Genomic DNA, 442 nt, shown 5'->3' on the forward strand with positions numbered 1-442 from the left:
AAGTTCGGCGTCGCTGTTGACGAGGAAATCGTGCGAGAAGTGGATGAACTGGTCGATGAGTGTGACGATCTCGGAGCCAGCCGCTCCGAGATCGTCGAAGCCATCCTCACAGCATTCGTTCAATCCGAGACGAACCACGTTGAACGGGTACGAGAAATCATTATTCGGAAACGAAAGGGCACTCTCTAACTTATTTTGAACTCCGTACACTAAGTGCACGTACTTCTAAGCTAATAATCTGCTATAACAGTAACCAGACTGACTATAGTGTGTGAAGAGTTCTATGACACGCTCCGCAGTGTTTGATCACTGGACGCGTGGATGCGTCACGACAGGCTTCCCGGAGATCACTCCACGAGTACATCTTGTCAGCCAGCAGGGCCTGCAGGTCTTCGGCGTTGCGCCGAAAGACCTGCAGCCCAATATGGCCGTCATAAGCCTT

Annotated in this window: 1 protein-coding gene and 1 pseudogene; one reads left to right on the forward strand and one right to left on the reverse strand. The window is 51.4% G+C overall.

All coding sequences use genetic code 11. The features are described 5' to 3' along the window. Window positions 1-39: 39 nt before the first annotated feature. Window positions 40-189 (forward strand): hypothetical protein, encoded by a 150-nt coding sequence (locus tag EXE42_RS20900; protein ID WP_369333804.1) that lies wholly within the window; start codon window positions 40-42, stop codon window positions 187-189. A gap of 109 nt (window positions 190-298) precedes the next feature. Here the strand turns inward: EXE42_RS20900 and EXE42_RS16770 are convergent. Then, window positions 299-442: pseudogene (locus EXE42_RS16770) on the reverse strand (IS5/IS1182 family transposase); the annotation flags it as partial.

Origin of the sequence: Halorubrum sp. SP3 (genome assembly GCF_005435195.1) — an archaeon.
Lineage (GTDB): Archaea > Halobacteriota > Halobacteria > Halobacteriales > Haloferacaceae > Halorubrum > Halorubrum sodomense.